This is a genomic window from Stenotrophomonas sp. 78350_Sma (assembly GCF_056482105.1).
This window is the reverse complement of record NZ_CM151182.1, coordinates 690,285-705,818: the sequence shown is the minus strand read 5'-3', so window position 1 is coordinate 705,818 and position 15,534 is coordinate 690,285. Positions and strand designations below refer to the sequence as shown.

General features: G+C 68.3%; 14 protein-coding genes. 7 read left to right on the top strand and 7 right to left on the bottom strand.

The features are described from left to right. Positions 1–9 precede the first annotated feature (9 nt). The 4 genes from ACZK4H_RS03075 to ACZK4H_RS03060 all read left to right on the top strand — a co-directional run bounded on the left by ACZK4H_RS03075 (position 10) and on the right by ACZK4H_RS03060 (position 4,226). Positions 10–1,731: a penicillin-binding protein activator gene (locus ACZK4H_RS03075; RefSeq protein ID WP_099553593.1), complete on the top strand. Its 1,722-nt coding sequence runs from the start codon at positions 10–12 to the stop codon at positions 1,729–1,731. Continuing rightward, entirely contained in the window at positions 1,721–2,089 is a 369-nt protein-coding gene (locus ACZK4H_RS03070; protein ID WP_185959181.1) for a YraN family protein, read from the top strand. Before ACZK4H_RS03075 ends, ACZK4H_RS03070 begins: the two co-directional genes overlap by 11 nt. Positions 2,090–2,199: 110 nt before the next feature. Then, a complete protein-coding gene (locus ACZK4H_RS03065) occupies positions 2,200–2,844 on the top strand; it encodes a metal-dependent hydrolase (RefSeq protein WP_099553588.1) in 645 nt (214 codons plus the stop codon). Then, entirely contained in the window at positions 2,841–4,226 is a 1,386-nt protein-coding gene (locus ACZK4H_RS03060) for an FAD-binding oxidoreductase (protein WP_099553586.1), read from the top strand. The genes ACZK4H_RS03065 and ACZK4H_RS03060 overlap by 4 nt, the downstream gene beginning before the upstream one ends. 233 nt (positions 4,227–4,459) lie before the next feature. On the opposite strand, the gene ACZK4H_RS03055 is transcribed toward ACZK4H_RS03060, so the two are convergent. After that, on the bottom strand, positions 4,460–4,702 hold the full coding sequence (locus ACZK4H_RS03055) for a hypothetical protein (protein WP_143567681.1): 243 nt from the start codon (positions 4,700–4,702) through the stop codon (positions 4,460–4,462). 98 nt (positions 4,703–4,800) lie between these two features. On the opposite strand from ACZK4H_RS03055, the gene ACZK4H_RS03050 reads away from it, so the two are divergent. Further along, the gene (locus ACZK4H_RS03050; protein WP_099553584.1) at positions 4,801–7,719 is read left to right on the top strand and encodes an ATP-binding protein; all 2,919 of its coding nucleotides are present in this window, start codon (positions 4,801–4,803) and stop codon (positions 7,717–7,719) included. 8 nt (positions 7,720–7,727) lie between these two features. Here ACZK4H_RS03050 and ACZK4H_RS03045 read toward each other — a convergent pair whose 3' ends face one another. Both ACZK4H_RS03045 and ACZK4H_RS03040 read right to left on the bottom strand, forming a co-directional pair. Beyond that, the gene (locus ACZK4H_RS03045) at positions 7,728–8,225 is read right to left on the bottom strand and encodes a fimbrial protein (RefSeq protein WP_099553582.1); all 498 of its coding nucleotides are present in this window, start codon (positions 8,223–8,225) and stop codon (positions 7,728–7,730) included. Between the two features lie 11 nt (positions 8,226–8,236). Beyond that, on the bottom strand, positions 8,237–10,753 hold the full coding sequence (locus ACZK4H_RS03040) for a fimbria/pilus outer membrane usher protein (protein WP_239503805.1): 2,517 nt from the start codon (positions 10,751–10,753) through the stop codon (positions 8,237–8,239). A 277-nt stretch (positions 10,754–11,030) separates the two neighbouring features. Here ACZK4H_RS03040 and ACZK4H_RS03035 point away from each other — a divergent pair, with 277 nt between their 5' ends. Both ACZK4H_RS03035 and ACZK4H_RS03030 read left to right on the top strand, forming a co-directional pair. Next, positions 11,031–11,546, top strand: coding sequence for a fimbrial protein (locus tag ACZK4H_RS03035; RefSeq protein ID WP_099553578.1), 516 nt, complete (start codon positions 11,031–11,033; stop codon positions 11,544–11,546). A gap of 56 nt (positions 11,547–11,602) precedes the next feature. Next, complete coding sequence (locus ACZK4H_RS03030) at positions 11,603–12,325, top strand: fimbrial biogenesis chaperone (protein ID WP_099553576.1); 723 nt, start codon at positions 11,603–11,605, stop codon at positions 12,323–12,325. A gap of 47 nt (positions 12,326–12,372) precedes the next feature. On the opposite strand, the gene ACZK4H_RS03025 is transcribed toward ACZK4H_RS03030, so the two are convergent. The 4 genes from ACZK4H_RS03025 to ribH all read right to left on the bottom strand — a co-directional run bounded on the left by ACZK4H_RS03025 (position 12,373) and on the right by ribH (position 15,518). Then, positions 12,373–13,374: a fimbrial protein gene (locus ACZK4H_RS03025; protein WP_241898539.1), complete on the bottom strand. Its 1,002-nt coding sequence runs from the start codon at positions 13,372–13,374 to the stop codon at positions 12,373–12,375. A 111-nt stretch (positions 13,375–13,485) separates the two neighbouring features. Then, positions 13,486–14,448, bottom strand: coding sequence for a thiamine-phosphate kinase (gene thiL, locus ACZK4H_RS03020; RefSeq protein WP_099553574.1), 963 nt, complete (start codon positions 14,446–14,448; stop codon positions 13,486–13,488). A gap of 126 nt (positions 14,449–14,574) precedes the next feature. Next, positions 14,575–15,054, bottom strand: coding sequence for a transcription antitermination factor NusB (gene nusB, locus ACZK4H_RS03015; protein WP_005408062.1), 480 nt, complete (start codon positions 15,052–15,054; stop codon positions 14,575–14,577). After that, complete coding sequence (gene ribH / locus ACZK4H_RS03010; protein WP_010481977.1) at positions 15,051–15,518, bottom strand: 6,7-dimethyl-8-ribityllumazine synthase; 468 nt, start codon at positions 15,516–15,518, stop codon at positions 15,051–15,053. Before ribH ends, nusB begins: the two co-directional genes overlap by 4 nt. Positions 15,519–15,534 lie beyond the last annotated feature (16 nt).

Sequence of the window (15,534 nt, the reverse complement as noted above, 5' to 3'; positions counted from 1 at the left end):
GACCCGATCATGAACAAGCCCGCCGCACGGATCTCCGCCCTGTCGTTGTCGCTGATGCTGCTGGCCGGCTGTGCCACCACCAGCCTGACCAGCGCGCCCGAATCGCCGGCGCAGAGCCAGGCGCTGGCGCTGATCGAACAGGGCAAGCCGCGCGATGCCGCGCTGCAACTGGAAGGCCTGGCCGCCACCCTGCGCGGTGGTGCCCGCAGCAATGCGCTGGCCGACGCGGCCTGGGCTTGGCACCTGGCCGGCGACAGTGCCCGCGCGCGCAGCCTGCTCGGCCAGCTCACCGCCCGCCAGCTGTCCGGCCCCAGCCTGCAGCGCTACCAGCTGACCGGCGCCGAGCTGGCACTGGCCGACAAGCAGCCGGCGCAGGCCCTGGCCCTGCTGAAGGAACATGGCGACAACGTCTTCCCCGCGCTGCGCACGCGCTGGTACGTGGCCCGCGCCAACGCGCTGCAGGGCACCGGCGACGCGTTCGGCGCCGCCACCGAGCGCGCCCGCGCCCATGCCAGCCTGACCGGCAGTGCGCGCAGCGAGAACCAGGCCGCCATCTCCGGCCTGCTCGGTACCCTCGACGACGCCACCCTGCGCAGCCGTGCCGCCGCCCTGCCGGCCAACGACCCGCTGTACAACTTCGCTGGCCGTGCGCTGATCGCACGCGGCCTGCCGTTGCCGCGTCCGTTCGACCGCGATGGCGCCGCCCAGTTCGATACCAGCAAGCGCCCGCCGGCGATGAGCGACGGTTACCGGCCGCCGGCCAAGCTGGCCGTGCTGCTGCCGCTCAGCGGCCGCCTGGCCACCGCCGCACAGCCGGTGCGCGATGGCCTGCTGAGTGCCTACTACGGTGAAAGCCGCCGCCGCCCGGACATCAACTTCTTCGACACCGCCGGCACCCCGGCCGGCGCCCTGGCCGCCTACGACAAGGCCGTTGCCTCCGGTGCCGACTTCGTGGTCGGCCCGCTGGGCCGCGACGAAGTGGACGCAGTGTATGGCCGCCAGCAGCTGCAGGTGCCGGTGCTGGCCCTGAACCGCGGCAAGGATGCACCGCCGGCCGGCAGCGCCGGTTTCTCGCTGGCGCCGGAAGACGACGGCATCGTCGCCGCCGAATACCTGCGTGGCCGCGAGCGTGGCAAGGCGCTGGTGATCAACAGCGCCGACGACACCGGCCGCCGTGCCGCCGCCGCCTTCGCCCAGCGCTTTGCCCAGCGTGGTGGCCAGGTGGTGGCCTCGATCGGCGTCAGCGATGCGGTGGGCGACGTTGGCGCACAGGTGCGCAATGCCGGCCAGGTCGATGCCGTGTTCCTGGCCGTGCGCGCGCCGCAGGCGCGCCTGCTGGCGCCGCAGCTGGCGCTGGCCGGTGCCGGTGGCGCGACCCGCGTCGGCACCTCGCAGCTGACTGTCGGCAGCGGCAAGATGGAAGAAGACGTGGCGCTGGATGGCATCGTCTACCCGAACGAAGCCTGGAACGTGCGCAGCGTGTCCGGCCTGCCGTCGGCCAGCCAGGTTGCCAGCGCGCTGCCCAGCGCCCGCGGTGCGGCCGGTCGCCTGTTCGCCTTCGGCGCCGATGCCTGGAAGATCACCGCCTACCTGGACAAGCTGTCGAATGAAGGCGGCCTGGACGGCGCTACCGGCACCCTGTTCCTGGACAGCAACGGCAACATCCTGCGCCAGCCGGCATGGTCCACCTTCAATGGCGGCCGGCCGATGCCGATCGTCGGTGGTCGCTGAGCGCAGCCAACGTGGCTCGGCGGTGGAAGTCGCCGCCGAGCAGCATCTGCAACAGGCCGGCCTGCAGCCACGCGCGCGCAACGTGCGCTACCGTGGCGGCGAACTGGACCTGGTGATGGATGACGCTGGCACCGTGGTGTTCGTGGAAGTGCGCTATCGCGCACGTTCTGACTTCGGCGGTGGCGCCGCTTCGGTGGATGCACGCAAACGCCGGCGCTTGGCGCATGCCGCACAGTTGTACCTGCAGGACAATCCCGCTCTGGCCGATGCACCCTGCCGTTTTGACGTGGTTGACGCCACGGGCGAGCCGCCGCAGCTGCGGTGGCTGCGTGATGCGTTCCGGCTGGATGATTGCTGATGGATACCGTCCGCTCTGGTAGAGGCCGACCTTGGTCGGCGCTTCTGTGCCAACCAAGGTTGGCACCTACCAGAGCGCGGCCTGGCCGGCACGACCACGGTGCGTGACTGATGCCGTCGATCATCACCCATGCCGCCGTACCGCTGGCGCTGTGGTGCGCGGCGGATCGCGGCCGCATCCCGCCGCGCCTGCTGGTTGCCGGCGTGATCGCCGCCATGCTTCCCGATGCCGATGTGCTGGCGTTCGCCCTGCACATTCCCTATGCCGATGCGTTCGGCCATCGTGGGGCCAGCCATTCGCTGCTGTTTGCCTGCGTGCTGGCGGCGATGGCGGCGGTGTTGGCGTTCTTTGCTGGTCGCCGACCTTGGTCGGCACCACACAGCTCCGGTAGTCGCCGACCTTGGTCGGCGGTTTCGTGCCAACCAAGGTTGGCACCCACCAGGGCGCGGCCAACGGTGGCATCTACCGTGCAAGCCGCTGTATTCGTCTTCATCTGCGCGGCCAGCCACCCGCTGCTGGATGCGATGACCTCCGGCGGCCTCGGCGTTGCCCTCGCCTGGCCGTGGAGCGAACAACGCTTCTTCGCGCCGTGGCGACCGATCCGCGTTTCACCGTTTGCCGCGCAGTTCTTCAGCGCACGTGGCCTCGCCACGCTGTTGTCCGAACTGCGCTGGGTCTGGCTGCCGCTGGCCGGCGCCGTTGTCGCCTGGAAACTGATCCAACCCGCTCCCGTTGCCCCACGAGATCCGTCATGAGTACTGCCCTGCCCGCTGCCCTGGTTGCCGAACTGTCCGCCCTGCTGGGCGCGGAGGGCTGGCGCATGGATGACGGCGCGCTGGAGGCGAACGCGCAGGACAACTCATGGCGCCACCAACGCCCCGCCGCTGTTGCGTTGCCCGCCGATATCGAACAGGTGCAGGCACTGGTCCGCGCCTGCCGTGCACACCACGTAGCGCTGGTTGCACGCGGCGCAGGCACCGGTACCACCGGCGCGGCCGTGCCGTTGCCGGGCAGCATCGTGCTGTCGTTCACCCGCATGGACCGCATCGTGGAGATCCGTGCCGGCGACCGCTGCGCCGTGGTGCAGCCCGGCGTGTTGAACGGCGCCCTGCAGCAGGCGCTGGCTCCACACGGCCTGTTCTGGGCGCCGGACCCGTCCAGCGCCGAAGTCTGCAGCATCGGCGGCAACCTGGCCTGCAACGCTGGCGGCCCGCGCGCGGTGAAGTACGGCACCAGCCGCGACAACGTGCTGGGCCTGGTGGCGGTCACCGGCACCGGCGAGGTGATCCGCTGCGGCGGCGCCTACACCAAGGACGCCACCGGCTACGACCTGACCCACCTGCTGGTGGGCAGCGAAGGCACGCTGGCGTTGATCGTGGAAGCCACGTTGAAGCTGACCCCGCTGCCGGTCAGCCAGGCCGGGCTGCGCGTGCTGTACCGCGATGCCGATGCGGCCGCTGCGGCGGTATCGCGCCTGATGTCGCAGCCGGTGGTGCCCACGCGCCTGGAATTCATGGATGCACGCAGCCTGGAACTGCTGCGGCTCAATGGTGCCGAAGTGCCGCAGGCCGGCGCCATGCTGCTGGTCGAAGCCGATGGTGACCACGACACCCTGCCCTACCTGCTGCAGGCACTGGCCACCGCCGCTGAAGGCGACGGCATGATCGAACTGGATGTGGCGATGGAAGGCCGCGCACGTGACCAGCTGTGGGCCGCACGCAAGGCGCTCTCACCTGCACTGCGCAGCGTGGCCCCGGGCAAGATCAATGAGGATGTAGTTGTACCGGTGTCGCGCATTCCCGATCTGGTGGCCGGCGTGCAGGCACTGGCCCGCGACTACACGCTCACCATCGTCACCTTCGGCCATGCCGGCAACGGCAACCTGCACGTCAACATCCTCTACCACCCGGATGACGCCGACGAGAACGCACGTGCGCATGCCGCGCTGCCGAAGATCTTCGAACTGACCCTGGCGCTGGGCGGCACGCTGTCCGGTGAACATGGCATCGGCCTGGCCAAGCGCGATTTCATGGCCCGCGCCTTCACCCCGGCCACGCTGGCCACCATGCGCGCGATCAAGGCCGCGCTGGATCCGGATGGCATCCTCAACCCTGGCAAGGTGTTGCCGCCGGTGTGATGCCCGGCCCGGCGCTACCGATTGCCCGGGAACAGATCCCATCCCAACGGTGATGTGCTCTGCCCCGGCAATTGCGCCCAGCGCACTGTAGAGCCGAGCCCACGCTCGGCTGCTTTTCGGTCAGGTCGCCAGGAAGCCGCGCTGGGCGCGGTGAGTCGAGCAAGGCTCGACTCTACAAGGATGACGCTTTTGGCACGGTGCTGTGCATCACGCGATACGCATGATGGGGGATATCAATCTTCGAAATCTGAAACGTCCCTCATTGGAATCACCTGCGTTGCATGCGAATCATGGATCACCAGCGACGGCGGATGGCACGGGCTTGCAATCACGTTTGATCGATGGTGTTTGCGCTTGCCTGTTGGCGCCGCCTTCTTCCCCTGTACCTGGACGGCGTCGGCACGCTTTCCGTAAATGCCTATAGGGCGGGCGATGACCAGCAGCTGGGCGACGATGCCCGCGAGCGCCTGTCGCAAGCCGGGGCACGGCCACGGCCAGCAGGCCAGGCCTGCGCTTGCACGGGCGTGTCGTGCCCGGCACTCTGTGTGCGGGCCCCGATCTGCAGGGTTGTGCCATGGCGTCACCCACCGACTCCGTGCTTGCCACCCTGCGGCACCTGCAACGACGGGTCCTGTTTGGCGGCGGCGCAGTACTGACCGTGCTGCTGCTGGCTGCCGGCGCTGCGGCCCTGTGGCTGCGGCTGGAAACCGTGCACCAGGAAGAACGTGACGCCCTGCGCCGTGGGCTGCAGACCATGGACCGCTACATCGGCGAACGCCGACGCGCCTACGTCGCCAGCCTGAACACCAACGCCACCCTGTGGGCCACGCAGCAGCCGCTGCTGGCGGCCCGTGGCATGCCCCTTGCCGAACGCCTGGCGGCCCAGCGGGGCCAGGTACAGGTGCTGGCGCCCGGCGCGCTGTCGGTTCCCTGGCTGGCGGTGTCGCCACCGCAGCCCCGCCTTGCCCCGCAGACCCAGGCTGCTTTCCTGGGCATGGTGGAAACCTATTCGGCCTACATGGCCGCCACGGTAGCGGCGCAGGATTCGCCCACCTCGCTTATCTCCTACACCTACGAACCGGAAGGGCAGCTGTTCGCGGTGGCCGGGCTGCAGGACGAAACCCAGCTGCTGCGCGCCATGGGCATGCAGACCCGCGAACAGGCCCTGGCCGCACTGCGCCGTACCGCCGATGAAGGCTGGCAGGGCGCGGGAACAGGGACCGACATCGCTCTGCCCAGCGGGCACCTGCGTGTGTACTACGGCCGCAATCCATTTACCGGACAGGACGCGCTGGTGACCCAGATGCGCCTGTGCAGCGAAGGCACGCCCTTTGCCCACCGCCTCACGTTCGAGCCGCTGGATGCCCTGCACGAACGGCTGACCGAGGCGGCTGCCGGGACATGGCAGGTGGTGGACCGGCAGGGCCGCGAAGTACTGCATGCCACGGCCACAGAGGCACCACCGGCCCCCCAACTGTTGAACGGCAACCACCGCTTCGAGGTATCAGCGCCGCTGCGCGGTGTGGACTGGGTGCTGGTGCGCCCCTACCACTGGGCCGATGTCTGGGCCACGCAACGGGCCTACCTGCTGGCGGGCATGCTGATGCTGGCGGTGCTGCTGGGCGCGCTGTGGGTGGTGCTGCTGCGGGTGGACCGGCGCGTGTTGCGGCCGGCGCTGGAACAGGCCGCACGCGTGCATGAAAGCGAGGCGTTGAGCCGCACCCTGATCGAAACCTCGCCGGTGGGCCTGTGCCTGCTGGACCAGCAGAGCGGGCAGCTGATCCTGCACAACCAGGCACTGGAACAGCTGGCCGGTGGCACGGTGCCCGGCCTGGCATCCGTGGTGCAGCGGCTGGTGCAGGATGTGGGCGCGCCAGAGCCCGGCCAACCCTTCGCGGTTGCCGCCGCCGATGGCACCACCCCGCCGCGCTTCCTGCGCGCCATCGTGGCACCTTCGCGCTACCAGCGGCGAGCGATCTGGGTGTGCGCGGTGACCGATGTGACCGCACAGGAAGAAACCCGGCAACGGCTGCTGGACGCGCGCCATGCGGCAGAAGCGGCCGACCAGGCCAAGAGCGCCTTCGTGGCGATGATCAGCCATGAAATCCGCACGCCACTGAGCGGCGTGCTGGGTCATCTGGAACTGCTGGCACGGCAGCCCATGTCGGCGTCGGCACAGACGCACACGGCACGCGCGCGCAGCGCCGCCGGGGTGCTGCAGGGGCTGGTGGACGATACCCTGGACCTGTCGCGCATGGAGGCCGGCCTGATGCAGCTGCAGCCGGTGGCGTTTGATCCACGCGCGCTGCTGCAGCAGACCGCGACGCTGTTCGGGCCGCAGGCCGCCGACAAAGGCCTGCAGCTGGTGGTACAGGCAGGCGATGCGATGGCACCGGCCTATACAGCCGACGCACGCCGGCTGGCGCAGATCCTCCACAACTTCGTCGGCAACGCAGTGAAGTTCACCACTGCGGGAACGATCACGATCCGCGTGGATGCCCGTGTTCGACCCGAAGGAACCGAACACCTGTACTTCGAGGTCTGCGACACCGGGCCTGGCATCGCTGCCGAAGACCAGGCCACGCTGTTCTCACCCTTCGTGCAGGCCCATGCCGGCCGCGAACAGGGAGGCAGCGGGCTGGGCCTGGCGCTGTGCCGGCGCTTTGCCGAACTGATGGGTGGCACGGTGGGCGTGCACAGCACACCTGGGGCGGGCAGCCGCTTCCACGTGGACGTTCCTGTAGAACGTGCCACTGTCGTGGATGCGGATGTGCCCGGTGGGGATACTGCTGCAAGCAGGCCACCGCCGGGCGGCCATGCTCTGCTGGTGGATGACAGCGTGATCAGCCGCGATGTGACGCTGGCGCAGCTGCAGGCGCTGGGCTGGCAGGTGACCACCGCCGCAGACGGCAATGAGGCGTGGGAGCGCTGGTGCCAGGGCCGATTCGACATCGTCCTGACCGACCTGAACATGCCGCGCATGGATGGCCATGCGCTTGCTCGCAGGCTGCGCGCGGACAACGCCCGCGTGCCCATCGTGGCACTGACCGCCAGTGCGTTGCCCAACGACGCAGAGCGGGTACGGGCGGCCGGCATGACCCAGCTGCTGTTGAAGCCGCTGGACCTGGGCGCACTGCAGCGCGTGCTGCATTCCCTTGAACCGGATCCGGCCACGGCGGCGGCAGCTGCACCGCTGATGAGCGAGGCAGTACAGGCGCAGATGCGCGCAGCGTTCCTGAAAACGGCACGCACGGATCTGGCTGCACTGCGCCGGGCGCTGGAAGCGGGCGATGGCACGGCGATGATCGATCTGCTGCACAGCTTCAGCGGCGCACTGGTCTTCCTGGGGCAGGCGCAGGCCGCGCAGCGTTGCCAGCAGGCCGAGCAGGCACTACGCACCTGCGGTACCGCCGATGCGGCGGCAATGGCATGCGTTGCCGAGGCCATCGCACTGACCACGGCCAGCGTGGACGCGATTGAGGCCCTGCGCTGACACTGGCCTCAGTCGTAGGCGGCGGTGACCACGATCTCGGTCGAAATGTTGCCGGCATTGATCCCGCTGGTGGTGGTGATGTAATAGCCCGCACGCAGCGCGAAGCTGGCAGTTGCACCGGTGACGGCCACGGGGATATCGGCATCACCTTTCTTCAGATAGGTGTTGCCGCTGGTACCGGACAAAAGCGCGATGGATACCCCGGTGGCGGGTGTGGCGGTGGCGGTATTCTTCCAGCGCTGCGCATCACCGTCGGCAGCCGTACCGTCGAACGACAGGCGTGCGCGCGAAACACCCACGCAACCGGTGAAGTTGAGCGCGCCGGTCTTCAGCTTGCTGGGCGTGGCCGCGGTCATCTCATCCGCCTTCACCGGGTCCAGGGTGATGGTCGGGGCGGACAGCGTGCAGGTGCCGGGCAGCACCCGCCCGCTGATGGTCAGGGTGGCGGTATCGGCAAAGGCCGCAGCGGGGGTCAGCAGCAACAGTGCAAGCAGGACGTGTTTCATTCGGGCTCCAGTCATCGGGGGGTGGCCGCTTGGCCATCGTGGTCGGTGGGTTCGGCGTGCAGTTGCCGGGCATTGACCTGCAGCGCGGCGGGCAGCGGCGGGTGCGGCAGGCACTGCGCCTGGGTCCACGACAGGCCGTAGGCGTCGGGGGCGTCCAGCAGCTGGTAATCGAGGCGGCAGCGCGCGGGGCCTTCCGGGTCGACAATCAGCGCACCGGCCTCCTGCGCACCGCGCAACTGGATGACGCTGCCCTGCCCCACGGCACCGCGCGGCTGGCCGGCGTCATCGACGATGCGCGCGGCGAAAGGCAAGGGCTGGCCCAGCGCATCGGTGGCATCGATGAACAGCGTGCGTTCGCGGCGCACCTCGAACGCAACACGCACGATGCCGCCCGCGGTGGGCGCAGTGCGGTGCGAGGTCTGCAGCACGTCCACATCCAGCGGCAGGCCTGCCGGGTCCAGGTCGATCTGGTTCCATCGGTACGGCGTGATGTGCGGCAGCAGCGCATAGCCGTTGCGGCCAACACGCACGCTGTGGCCGGCGCCGATACGCGCGCCTTCGGCGCCCTTGGCCTGCACCAGCGCGAAGCCATTGCCCAGCGGCGGGCCGAAGTTCACCCCGCCCCGGTGCAGCACCACGCTGCCGCTGGCACCCAGGGTCTGGCTGCGCTGGCCTGCGGCATGGCTGTAGCCGGCGTTGAAGTGTCCATGTGCGCCCTGGTGCCCCACATAGGCGCTCTGGTTGCGGACGCCATCACTGCCGTGGCCGGCCGACAGGCTGTAGTGGGTGTTGCGCTGTGCGCCCAGCGTGCCATTCAACGACAGCTGGGCCTGGTCCGTGCGTGGTGAATGGCTCAGCTGGGTACTCAGGCGCGGCGATTGCGGTGCAGTACCCAGTGGCACGCTGACATTCAAGGCATAGCGCGTGTCCTGGTCGCCGCGTTCGGAACGGTAGCGCTGCACCGACACGCCCACATTCGCACGCCGCCAGGATGTCTGCAGCGCCAGCTGCACGTCGTTGCGGCGCTGTCCGCTGTCCCAGTAGGCCACGTGGCCACCGCTCAACTGCAGCGAGGTGCGTTCGCCCAGCCGCTGGGAGAGATTCATCTGGTAGCGCTGGCGCGTGCGCCCGGTATCGACCCACGCGTCATCCGCCCGCGTAGCGGTGTCGTTCAAGGTGCGGAACCCGCGCGTGCTGAAGCGGTAGGCGGCCAGGCCGACATGGGTGCCGCTGCTGGCCAGGTAGCGTTGGTAATTCAGCCGGTAGCTGTTGCCGTACACCTGCTCGCCCGTGCCAGGCCGCGCACGCGAGTGGGTGATGTCCGCGCCGAACGCACCCACTGGCGTATTCACCGCCGCGCCCAGCAGGGCGGCCTGATAGTGCTGCGCCACCTGGGCGCCGCCCAGCAGCGTCAGGTGATTGCTGATGCCATGGGCGTAGGTGCCTTCGGCGAACGGCAGCCTGCGCAGGCGCGCGCCGTCATCACGCAGGTGGCCGGCGGTGGCGCTGAAGCGCGATGAACCGGCGCGCAGTGCCTGCGGAACCGCTGAAAAGTTGACCGTGTAGTGCTGGCTGCGGCCATCGGCTTCGGTGACGGTCACCTGCAGATCGCCGCCGAAGCTGGTGGGATACAGATCGTCAATGACGAACGGGCCCGGAGCCACCGTGCTTTCGTGGATGACGGTGCCGTTCTGGCGGATGCTGACGACTGCGTTGCCTTCGGCGATGCCCTGCACGACCGGTGCGAAGCCGCGCAGCGAATCGGGCAGCATGCGTTCGTCGGTGGCCACGCGCACGCCGGTGAAGCGCAGGCTTTCAAACAGTTCGCCCCCGGTGCTGCCCTGGCCGAGCAGCAGCTGGCTGTTCCAGCCGGGAAGATCGCGCTGCAGGTCGCTGCCCAGGGTGCGGGAACGTAGTCCAGCGGCGCCCTGGGTGATGGAGGCGCGGTGGCGCAGCCGCCAATGGCCCAGATTGACGCCGGCACGCAGGCCCAGATGGCCATGCTGCCGCCCCTGGCTGCTGTAGTGGTTGGCGGCGTAATCGACAAAGGCCGCGCTGACACCCGCATCGCGGTGCGCTGCGGGTACATGCCCGCGCGGCAGGCGCTCCTGCGCCGCCTGCGGCACGGTCAGGCGCAGCTGCAGGGTGCTGCTGTCGAAGGTGACCGTGGCACCCGGCACGCGGGTGGGCAGGTCCACGCAGGGGCCCTGCTCTTCGGCACCCGCTTCAAGATACCGCGCGCCCAGGCCCAGCAGCGGCAGCAGCGATGCAGGCAGGCAGGCCTGCGCATTGAGTGGGTCATCGCCTGCAATGAAGGCAATGTCGGCCTGCTGCAGGAATGCATCATTGAGCAGCACGTCCACGGCGTATTCGCCAGCCGCGATGGGATTGCCCTGCGCGTACCGCGAGACATCGATGGCACTACCGCCCAGCAGGAAGCCGTCACTGAACTCCACATCCGCAACCGGGGCCGCGTGGGTGGAAGTGAGTGCAAGCGAAGCTGCGATGGCCGATGCAAGGCGCACCATGCACGGGAGACGGGGCTTGGAGGAAATCATGGGTCTGCAGGAGCACGGCAGGGAGCGTCCGGAGGCGGAAGTCTAGGAAGGCGCCCGGCGGCCGACCATGCAATAAGTTGCAGAAGCAGCGCTCCCACCACGGCAGGGCGCACGACCCAGCGCCCAATCCCTCAATTGCAATTAGTTGCATTCCCGCTGGAGGCAGCCGAACGGAAACTTGCGCATCGTTGCGGTCGGGTATCGGCCCGGCGTGCATCGAGTTCCATTCATCCATCGAGAAAACAAAATGAAAATCACGCATTCCGTCCTGCTGGTTGGCCTTGTCGCCGCCGCTGCATCGCCGTCGGCAATGGCTGAAAAGCTGGAGATCACCGGCGAACTGATGACCTCCACCTGCACAGTGCAGTCCACCGGCGGCACCGTGACCGTGCCCATGGGCAAGGTCGACCTGGTGTCGGTCAACGCCAATACCCGAGCGGGCCAGAAGAACTTCAGCATCCAGCTGGACTGCACCGGTTCGGGTGCAGCGCAGGAAGTCGGTGTGCGCTTCGGCGGCACCCCGCACGGCAGCACCGGCAACCTGGCACTGACCGCAGCGTCGGCGGCCACCAATGTGGGTGTCGCGCTGTACGACGCCGCGGGCAACCACCAGAAGATCGGTGATGACCCGACCTATACCGTCACCATCCCGGCCGGCGGCAGCAGCCAGCTGGATTACAGCGCCTGGTATGCATCGCCGGCGCAGGACGCCACGGCCGGTACCGCCAATGCATCCGGCGATTTCGTGGTGATCTACAAGTAAGGCCACCGGCGGGAAGCCCGTGCACAACGGCTTCCCGCCCTCTTCCAGGAATGCCCATGAATCGTCGCGCCACCGCGTGGCTGGTCGCACCGCTGGCCGCCGCGCTTTCTTTTTCCACCGCTGCGGCAGTAACGCTGCAAGGTACCCGCATCGTCCACGATGCCGGCAAAGGCCGGGATGTCACGGTGAAGGCCACCAATGTCGGCACGTCACCTGCACTGACCCAGGTCTGGATCGATGCCGGCGACAGCCATGCACGGCCTGAAGACGTGCGTACGCCCTTCCGGCTGACGCCGGCCGAGCCACGTCTGCTTCAGGCGCAGCAAAGCCAGGCCTACCGCATCACCCATGCGCCGCGCCCCTCGGATCCGGCGCTGCCTTCGAGCCGTGAGTCGGTCTTCTATTTCAATCTGCTGGATGTGCCACCCAAGCCTGTCGGCAGCGACGGCAGCAACCTGCTGCAATTTGCCGTGCGCACCCGCGTGAAGCTGTTCCACCGGCCCGCGGGCCTGCCGGGCCGGCCCGACGAGGCCGCCGCGCAGTTGCAGTGGCGCCTGCAGGCGGGCGCGCTGCACGCCTACAATCCGACGGCTTACCACGTGACGCTGGGCAAGGTGACCCTGGCCGATGGCCGCACGCTGGACGCAGACATGGTCGCGCCCGGCGCCGTGCTGCAACTGCCGATGCCTGCGGGCGATCCTGCCCCGGCGACCCTGTCGTTCCAATGGCTGGACGATTACGGCACCGCACGCGATGCGCAGGCAACCATCGTTCACTGAAGCATGATGCGGCCGGGAACCTGTGGGTTTCCCGGCCTTTTCATGTGTCAGCGGTAGTCCGCGGTCAACACGCCCTGCACCGTCAGCTCACCCGGGGTAAGCGTGCCGGTGGTGCGCAGGTAGCGCGCTTCCAGCGGAATCCGGTTGGTTCCGGCCTCGGAGACCCCGTGATCCCATTGCTGCCCAACCGTGATGGGCGTGCCGCCCCGGCGCAGCTGCACACGTACGCCCCCGGAAGTACTGCCGGGTGCGGGCAGCAGCCCCGTCGTGCGGTTGCCCGGCTGGTTCACATCGGTCAGGGTCAGCTTGACCGGCGTGCCGGCGAAGGGGCAGTTCATCAGCACATCGAAGGGCTTGGCACCGGCGGTGCTGCCGCCACCCTGCAGTTCATCGGCAGAGACCGGATCGAGCGTGACGCTGGTATCGGACAGGCTGCAGGTGGGCCCCTGCACGTCCACTCCCACCATGAGGTGCTGACGCAGCTGGCTGGCAGGTTGCTGGCGGATGGTCGTGGTGATCGTACCCAGCGCGGAATGTGGCACGGCCCGGACCGGGCCTCCCGGGGAGTAGAGTTTTACGTCCAGGCGGAACTGGATCTCGCCAAACCCGCCCGACCAGCGGTAGCTGGAAGGGCGCCCGGCCTGCAGGGCAGCCTGATACTCCACGCCTTCCTCCCACTCGTCGTCGGGATCGTCCGGCGGTGGCGGCGTGCTGCTCATCCGCATCGACAGCGTCACCAGCGGCGAGCCCGGTACGCCGGCAATCTCATGGGCAGGCTCGCCATTGATGGTCCGCACGTAACGCAGGCCAGTCAGCAGCGGAGCGAAATCCAGATCGACCGTTCCCGTGCACTGATCCAGTGCGACGTAGGCAGCCCCTGAATGTGAGGCGAGCAGGATATCAGGAAGATCGGTGTACTGGACCGAGTACACTTCATCGAGCACACCCACCGGCACCGCTACCGGACAGGCTTGGGCGCAGGGCAGCATGCCGGCGGCCAGGATGAGTGAGACGACCGCCGCCAACGGCTTGGGTTTGAAGAAAAGCATCTGGGGCCTCGACAGCATTCACAGGCACGGAAACGTGCGTACTGCTCAGGCTAGGCCCGCCACAACAGAAAACCCATTCAACTAATTGCAAACGCATGCAATCCGCATGCCTCAGCGGAAGTGCTGGTAGCCGCCGTCGCTGGGTTCGCCATCCACCTGCACGCCCTGCCCTTCGGCAATGCGGCCGATGCGGGTGAGCGGAATCTCCAGCGATTCGGCCAGGTAGTGCAGCGCGTCGCGCTGGCTGGCGGCGGCGGTGAAGCACAGTTCGTAATCATCGCCGCCGCGCAGTGCGCAGTCGCGGGCGTCGTCACGGCCCAGCAGTTCGCGCAGCGCGTGCGAGATGGGCAGCAGGTCGGCATCGACCTCTGCAGCGACACTGCTGCGCGCGGCGATGTGGCCCAGGTCGGCCAGCAGGCCGTCGGACACATCCACCGCCGCATGGGCGAAGGCACGCAGGCGCAGGCCCAGGGTCACCCGCGGCGTAGGCCGCAGCAGGCGCTGGCGCAGGCTTTCGTAATCGGCAAGCAGGGTGGCGGTGGCCACGTTCAATGCGCCCTGCTGCCACAGGCGCAGTGCACCGGCGGCATCGCCCAGGGTGCCACTGACCCAGATATCGTCACCCACCTGCGCGCGGTCGCGGCGCAACGCCTGGCCACGGCCGACCTGGCCCATCGCGGTGACGGTCAGCGATAGCGGGCCACGCGTGGTATCGCCACCGATCAGCGCGATGTCGTGCTGGTCGGCCAGGGCGAAGAAGCCATCGGCGAAGGCATCGATCCAGTCTTCGGATGCTTCCGGCAATGACAGCGCCAGCGTGCACCACGCCGGGCGCGCGCCCATCGCGGCCAGATCGGAAAGATTGACCGCCAGGGTCTTCCAGCCGATGTCGAAAGCCGGGGTTTCAGCTGGGAAATGCACGCCGCTGTTGAGCGTGTCGGCGGTGACCACCAGCTGTTCGTTCGCACGCGGCTGCAGCAGCGCGGCGTCATCGCCGATGCCGAGCAGGATGTCGTCGCGCTCGGTGGTACGGGCGCGGATACGGTCGATGAGGGCGAATTCGGCCAGGGACATGGGGGCGTTCTGCTTTCATGTAGAGCCGAGCCATGCTCGGCTGCAGTTCGATCACGCGCCGCACTGCCGGACGCAACCGTGCGCTGCACGGTGAGCCGAGCATGGCTCGGCTCTACAGAAATCGGGTCAGTGACCCGATTCGACCTTGCGCCATTCCACGGCGGCACGATCCAGCACGCCGTTGACGTAGGTGTGGCCATGTTCGGAACCAAAGCGCTTGGCCGATTCGATGGCTTCGTTGATGACCACGCGGTACGGCACGTCCAGGCGGTAGCGCAGTTCGTAGGCGGCCAGGCGCAGCACCGCGCGTTCGATGGCGTCCACTTCTTCGATGCCACGGTCCAGGTACGGGCCGAGCGCTTCGTCGATGTCGCGACGGTTGTCGAGCACGCCGTGCAGCAGCGCCTCGAAGTACGCCAGGTCGGCGATTTCGCGGGCCTGCTCGTGGGCGAACTGGGCGATCAGCGACTGTGCGTTGCCGCCGGAGATCTGCCAAGCGTAGATGGCCTGCACGGCACGACGGCGGGCGCGCGAGCGCAGCACCGGATCGACGCCATCGCGGCGGACGGGTTTACCGGAGGGCTTGCCCTGGGTGTTCTTGTTCATGGCAGCTGCTCCAGAAGATTGACCATTTCCAATGCGGCGAGTGCGACTTCCTCGCCCTTGTTGCCGTGGCTGCCGCCTGCGCGGGCCTCGGCGTCTTCAACGCGTTCCACCGCCAGCACGCCGTTCAGCACCGGCACGCCGAAGTCCAGCTGTACGCGCATCAGGCCTTCGGCGCAGCGGTCGGCCACGTGTTCGTAGTGGCGGGTATCGCCACGGATCACGCAGCCCAGTGTGAGGATGGCGGCATGTTCGTGGGCGGCGGCCAGGCGCGCGGCGACCAGCGGCAGTTCCCAGGCACCCGGCACGCGGATCACGTCGATATTGGCTTCGGTGATGCCATTGCCGGCCAGGCTCTGGCGGGCGCCAGCGACCAGCGTATCGGTGATGCGGGCGTTCCAGCGGCTGGCCAGGATGGCGAAGCGCGCCGACTCGGGAGTGCGAAGATCGCCTTCGTAGTGGCTCATATGCGGCTTGGGGGAC

What these genes read in the sequence shown, in the direction of transcription:
- ACZK4H_RS03075 (WP_099553593.1), top strand. Translation starts at nt 10, where the DNA reads ATGAACAAGCCCGCCGCACGGATCTCCGCCCTGTCGTTGTCGCTGATG.
- ACZK4H_RS03065 (WP_099553588.1), top strand. Translation starts at nt 2,200, where the DNA reads ATGCCGTCGATCATCACCCATGCCGCCGTACCGCTGGCGCTGTGGTGC.
- ACZK4H_RS03060 (WP_099553586.1), top strand. Translation starts at nt 2,841, where the DNA reads ATGAGTACTGCCCTGCCCGCTGCCCTGGTTGCCGAACTGTCCGCCCTG.
- ACZK4H_RS03050 (WP_099553584.1), top strand. Translation starts at nt 4,801, where the DNA reads ATGGCGTCACCCACCGACTCCGTGCTTGCCACCCTGCGGCACCTGCAA.
- ACZK4H_RS03045 (WP_099553582.1), bottom strand. Translation starts at nt 8,225, where the DNA reads ATGAAACACGTCCTGCTTGCACTGTTGCTGCTGACCCCCGCTGCGGCC.
- ACZK4H_RS03040 (WP_239503805.1), bottom strand. Translation starts at nt 10,753, where the DNA reads ATGGTGCGCCTTGCATCGGCCATCGCAGCTTCGCTTGCACTCACTTCC.
- ACZK4H_RS03035 (WP_099553578.1), top strand. Translation starts at nt 11,031, where the DNA reads ATGAAAATCACGCATTCCGTCCTGCTGGTTGGCCTTGTCGCCGCCGCT.
- ACZK4H_RS03030 (WP_099553576.1), top strand. Translation starts at nt 11,603, where the DNA reads ATGAATCGTCGCGCCACCGCGTGGCTGGTCGCACCGCTGGCCGCCGCG.
- ACZK4H_RS03025 (WP_241898539.1), bottom strand. Translation starts at nt 13,374, where the DNA reads ATGCTTTTCTTCAAACCCAAGCCGTTGGCGGCGGTCGTCTCACTCATC.
- thiL (WP_099553574.1), bottom strand. Translation starts at nt 14,448, where the DNA reads ATGTCCCTGGCCGAATTCGCCCTCATCGACCGTATCCGCGCCCGTACC.
- nusB (WP_005408062.1), bottom strand. Translation starts at nt 15,054, where the DNA reads ATGAACAAGAACACCCAGGGCAAGCCCTCCGGTAAACCCGTCCGCCGC.
- ribH (WP_010481977.1), bottom strand. Translation starts at nt 15,518, where the DNA reads ATGAGCCACTACGAAGGCGATCTTCGCACTCCCGAGTCGGCGCGCTTC.